This is a genomic window from Oleiphilus sp. HI0123 (assembly GCF_001635315.1).
Window position 1 is genome coordinate 1 of sequence record NZ_LWGE01001175.1, and the last position, 5,729, is coordinate 5,729.

At 43.9% G+C, this 5,729-nt stretch carries 5 protein-coding genes; 2 read left to right on the forward strand and 3 right to left on the reverse strand.

Translation table 11 applies throughout. From position 1 onward, the window contains the following. Positions 1–1,352 (forward strand): HAMP domain-containing sensor histidine kinase (locus A3761_RS12890; protein WP_156491828.1); only part of this gene is annotated, 1,352 nt, incomplete at its 5' end. Positions 1,353–1,429: 77 nt separating this feature from the next. On the opposite strand, the gene A3761_RS12895 is transcribed toward A3761_RS12890, so the two are convergent. After that, positions 1,430–2,812: a DUF1329 domain-containing protein gene (locus tag A3761_RS12895; RefSeq protein WP_068553692.1), complete on the reverse strand. Its 1,383-nt coding sequence runs from the start codon at positions 2,810–2,812 to the stop codon at positions 1,430–1,432. 324 nt (positions 2,813–3,136) lie between these two features. On the opposite strand from A3761_RS12895, the gene A3761_RS12900 reads away from it, so the two are divergent. Next, positions 3,137–3,493 carry a hypothetical protein gene (locus tag A3761_RS12900; RefSeq protein ID WP_068506937.1) on the forward strand — a complete coding sequence of 119 codons (357 nt, stop codon included), beginning with the start codon at positions 3,137–3,139 and terminating at the stop codon, positions 3,491–3,493. 73 nt (positions 3,494–3,566) lie between these two features. Here the strand turns inward: A3761_RS12900 and A3761_RS12905 are convergent, their stop codons facing one another. Beyond that, positions 3,567–4,022 (reverse strand): hypothetical protein, encoded by a 456-nt coding sequence (locus tag A3761_RS12905; RefSeq protein ID WP_068553691.1) that lies wholly within the window; start codon positions 4,020–4,022, stop codon positions 3,567–3,569. 307 nt (positions 4,023–4,329) lie between these two features. Beyond that, on the reverse strand, positions 4,330–5,729 hold a 1,400-nt coding region (locus tag A3761_RS12910; protein WP_068750315.1), incomplete at its 5' end, for a malate:quinone oxidoreductase.

The following is a 5,729-nucleotide window of genomic DNA, read 5'->3' on the forward strand; positions in this document are numbered from 1 at the left end:
ATGTTGTTGAATTTCGCCTTCCCCTAAGCCAATTAGATACCCAAGGAGCAGAACTGCATATTGCAGTTGTCGATGTCGACCAGCAGCCCTCCCTTGGTCCCAAGGCAATTATCTCGACACTACCGTCTGAGTTGGCAGGTCAATTTAACCCTCTAGAACTTCATGCAAGAGAGCTACAGCGAGTCATTGACCAGCTGAAGTCCAACTACGCGCATTTAGGCATCTACGACCGCCGGGGCCGCGAGTGGGCCTTTGCAGCAAGAGACAAAGGCGGCTTTGAACTTGATCAAGACTGCCTAAACAATGCCTTGAAGGGTAGCGTTCAGCAATACCAGCATATGAAAGGCGACGCTCCGGACTCCAGAATAACGACCTGTTACCCAATCATTAAGGATAATAAAGCCATAGGCCTAGTCGTCATCGATGAAGCTGCCAGCCATGTACTTGAACAACACAAAACCAGACTACAAGCTATTGCAATTAAAACCGGCGCTATCATTGCCCTGATCATCGCACTGATGTTTATCTATGCCCTCATTCTGGCCCAACGCATCACCAAATTAAGCCACAGTGCCCACAATGCTATTGACGGGCAAGGCCGAATCATCAGCACTGACAATATCTCTAGTAAAACAGCACCCGATGAATTGGGGGACTTGTCACGCAGCATCAGCAGCTTGCTTAAGCAGCAACAATCCTATACGCAGTTTTTAGAACGCATGCCACAAACACTTCGCCACGAGATTTCCAACCCACTTAACAAGCTCAGAACCTCGCTAGAGAACCTAATCGATGACAGGCCTGAACTAAAAGATAATACTTATGTTAAAAAACTCGATGCCGGGGTTGATCAAATAAGCAAGATCTCACAACAGCTCACTGAAGCGGCTAGCCTTGAAAATGCATTGCAAAATGAACATTTAGCAAGCCTGAACCTAAGCGAGTTTTTAGAAGATTACTGCTCATCCTGGGAGGGCCTACGAACCGAACAACCCAATAAAGTGGTGTGGGTGATGGCGGAAAGCTCTAGGCTCGAACAACTACTCGATAAACTTCTAGATAACGCCTTTGGTTTTTGTTCAGATGACGGCAAGGTATGCATTCGCTTGATCGATAACGACTTAGAAACCTTGATTGAGGTCGAGAATGATGGGCCAACGATTACCGAAGGAAAAATGAATGAACTCTTTGCGCCAATGACTTCTACACGTTCGGAGGGTGGTGAAGTACATCTTGGGCTTGGGCTTCATGTCGCCAGAATCATTGCCGATCACCATCGAGCAACGCTCAAGGTCAGAAACCGTAAAGATGAAACAGGTGTCGTGTTCACCCTGATATTCAGAAAGCTATAGCTTTATAGTTACCTAAATAACTATAAAGCTAAGCGCAATGTCGAGCCGCCTCAAAAAGAGCTATCTATTTATTGAACTCAACGAGCACGACGACGCAGTGAAGCCGGCTTGAAATGACGTGAACTCGGTGCTTCGTCATCAAAAACTACCGCACGCTTCTCTTCTGAAGACAGACCGTTGGCACTATATCTTTGCGATCGTAAATCATGATAAACATTCACGCTCGCCGCTGTACCGGGAAGCTCATAATAGTTTTTCATTAGCGCCATACTCACACGCCATAGCTCATCATACTTATCATACAGATCAACCAATGAGATACCCCAGCTATCTTCATCAACATAGTACACTCGTTCTTTATAGATATGACGAACCCCCTTCTTTAGTTTCGCTTTCACCACGTGTACTCGATGCAACTCCCAGCGAATATACTCAGGGTTGAGGTGCCCCGCTAAAACCAGGTCTGCATACTCCACCCCTTCAGCGTCAACCTTATAATTATTATATGGGATAAAATATTCTTTCAAACCAACATACTCCCAGTTATAACGATCGGGAGCACCGTTATACATATCCGTATCGTCAGCAGTTCGTGTGTTATCTGATGATGCAATCGGTGAATCGTAAGCTAAGTTCGGTGCCCGCCTAACTCTGCGCTGACCAGAACTATAATCCCACACCTGACGCTCCTCTTTTATCTGATCAAGAGTTTCGTGCACTAACAAAGCGCCACCCGCTAAACGCGCGGGCGCTTTATTAAACGCAAGAAAGTAGAAAAGAATATTGTTTAGCTTCTTAAAACTCCCATTAGGTTTATGGAAATTGAATAATATTTCGTATTGCTTCGTAATCGGTGTGAATGCACCATTTCGCTGAACCGCCACTTCCGTTGCACTTTTGGTGAGAAAAACACCTCTCCAGCGCGTCAAATGGTTCCACATAACCTGTAAAGCCTTGTCATCACTGCTGCCATGCAAAATTGGAAATGGCACGCCACCAAAAGCATTTTCGAAGCCCTGGCCATTATCGAGAAGCTCTGAGGTAAGGGCATTCTTACGCGTATTCTTGCTGACCCACTCTGGCAAGGAGTGTGAGCGATGAGTAGGATAAACGTTTATTTTAAAAGTCTCTGGGTAAGTCTCAAACATTTTATACTGACCTGGAGTCAGCTTTTTCTTGTAGTCTTTGTAATTGCTCTGGTCGATCGAGAACTTAATTTCATCGTCGGCGAAGGGGTCGACATGAGGAAAACCGTTGCCCTTAAACCCATCTGGCACCTCGGTAATACCACCATCCCAAGCAGGAATTGTTTTGTATTGATTACTTTCTTTAACTGAGCCAAAAGGAGTCAAAGATACGCCTAATTCAGCTGCGGCCTCCGAAGAAACTTTTGCTTGCGCATTAAAGGACAGCATGGCTATAACAGTTAAACCTAAGAAAGATAAGGATTTTCCATTCATATTCTACACCTTACCTGCTTAATTTGAGGCTTTATAAATTACTTGAACAACGGCAATAGCGAAGCTTGATAAACTCAAAGCATACTAATGGAGCAAGCCGGAACTAATTAGTATAGGAAGGAAAACCTTATTTTCCCAACCCACTGTTTTAAACCTGAGTGAATATTTATATCAACACTAGTCTCTTTGACATTTATGCATCGCCTCTATCATCAAGTGACTAAATCTCTTCATCTACTTCAACATTCGTACTTGTTGAACTAAGATTATCTAATACCTTCACTTTCTACAAATCTTCATTATGAAAACAGCGGAGAATTTCCTATGTACCAAAATTTTGTATCTTCTTTTTTACTTGTTTGCGTTCTAGTATTCGGCTCGGGTTCAGTGCTTGCAGATAAACACGGTCGCTCACAGTGGGTAGACATCAGCAGTGACAAAAAACCATTTAACAAGAATTGTGACTACAAAGTTTGGGTTCTTGAAGACAAGGAGTGGGCTGAGACCTGGTACCTAGAAGCATTTGATAGTGAGAATGCTTTTTACACTATCAATCGCCAAAGCAGTATTTGGAGCGATAAAGATGACTTTTATGCACTTAACTACAAAGATAAAACAAAGTTTTTAACTGGCGAAAACTTTATTGAGGTGGTGCCATTCGCATTATGCTTGATGAAGTAAACTAATTATTCTTGGCTATCAAGGCTCGTTCTCAAAAGACTGCAAGCTTCTGAGAACGACCTAGCGTCTAGGGTTATGATAAGACTGTAGATAGATGGACGCTTCCTGAGAAGTCGTTTGTAGACCATTCTTTAAATGCTTTTGCTCCGAGCTTTACTGTATTCTTAGAAGGCGAGTTTGAGCAAGTCACCAAAGCTTGCGAGTAAACTTTACTCACCTCCTTTGCAGAAAAGCCCAGACTCTCTCGAAGCAGCTCCACAATAAGCATATGCCGCTGCTTTGACGACAAGCCATTCATCTTAACGACAAACTCTACTGCCCCAATAAAAAACAAACCAACTTCACTTCGGTTTTCTTGATCCTCAAATACTCGTTTCTCTCCAGCCCCTTGATGAACACTATTAATATGAAACTGAGCAAAATCAATTAATTGGGATGAGAACCCTACAGCGTTACCCTCTTCAGTTTCATGCCTGCTTAGCTGACTTGCACGGTACAGCGACGATACTCTATGTAAGAGCAATAGCATTAAAAAAACCCGCAAGTGCACTGGCCGTTAGTGCCAAATTATCGTACAACAGCCCATAATCTTGCGAGAAAGAGTTCTGTATACCAAGGTTCATCCATATATCATTCGTCATCAAATATTCCTAGTCGTTACAAACAAAGGGGCCTTAAATAAATTCCCGAGGATTGTAACAAGTAAAGGAATGACAAATTATCCCAAAGTGGTAACAACAGGTAACACTGAGGTAAAACCTTGTGAAATAGCCCATAAGACCTAAGGAAGCGGATTGATCATCGGCAAAATCCCTAGGTGTTTGGGCTTGGAGGGCTTATCCGATGCCTAGGGTTTCATTGACATCATCACGGATAGCACGATAGAGCTTAGCGTCCTTTTCCAGCTTTCTGAGGCTGTGAACGGGGAAGATTTCTCGTAATTTGCTATTGCCTTCCTCATCTTCAATCAGGAATGGCATGAGTTGTTCAACCAGTCGCAACATCACTTCAGGTGATACCGACGCCCCCGGCGAGGCACCTAGTAGCGTCCCGTAGGTTTTATCATCAGAGACAATAATCTCGGTGCCCATCTGCAAGTCACCATCTTTAATGATTTGCACTCGCTGACCTGCCGGACTAACCTGCCAGTTGAATTTACTACTTAAACCTGGCGCAAAGTCTTCTAGTTCCTTCAGCATCTTTTCCTTACAAACAAAGGTCTCGGAAATAAGGTACTTCATTAATGGAAAGTGCTCTCGCGCAACATTCAAAAAGTTAGGGATATCATGAAAGCGCATAGACTTTAAGTACTCAAGGAAACCTCGGCCTTTTTCCAGCACCGGCATAAAGGTCGCAAAAGGACCAAACAGCAAGTAATGCTTTCCGTTAGCAGCACGCAAATCCAGATGCGGAACCGACATGGGTGGTGCGCCGACTTTCGCTTTACCGTAAGTTTTTGCAGAGTAGTGTTTAGCGTCTTCTTCACTAATAGGCGCCATCAAGAAGCGACCACCAACAGGGAAGCCTGCAAATCGAGTTCTATCTGGTAAGTGGCTTAGTTTAAGAAGCGGGAATGCGCCTCCACCTGCGGCAACAAATAGCGTGTCGCCTTTAAAGCGCATTTTCTGATCGCCTTTTTGGGTTTCAACTAGCCATTGCTTAACCGGGTTTTTATGAACACGCGTAACATGCGTTCCGTAGTGAAATTCAACCCCTTCCTGCTTTGCCAAATAAGCAGCCATTTGCTCGGTGATCGACTCAAAATTAACATCTGTTCCCGTCGCAATCATGGTCGCAGCCATCTTTTCAGAAGTTGGTCGATTTTCCATGGTATAGGGGATCCATGATTTAATTTCATCATGATCTTCCGAATACTGCATATGCTCAAAATAGTGGTGCTGAGACATTTCTTCAAAACGCAATTTCAGCTCATTGATACTGTCTTCATGAACCAGGGTGCAGTGTTTTGTCGGAACGATAAAGCTTGTAGGGTCTTCGATAATCCCCTTCTTAACCAAATAAGCCCAAAACTGCTTGGCGATATTGAATTGACCGTGTATTGCGAGTGCCTTTTCGACTTCGATAATATCCTCATCGACCGGCGTATAGTTCAACTCACAATTTGCTTCATGGCCTGTTCCCGCATTATTGAATACGCTGGAGTTGCTTTTGGCTGGCCCAGAAAGGCGCTCTATGATGGTTATTTTAAGCTTCGGGTTCAGTTCTTTCGCTAGGG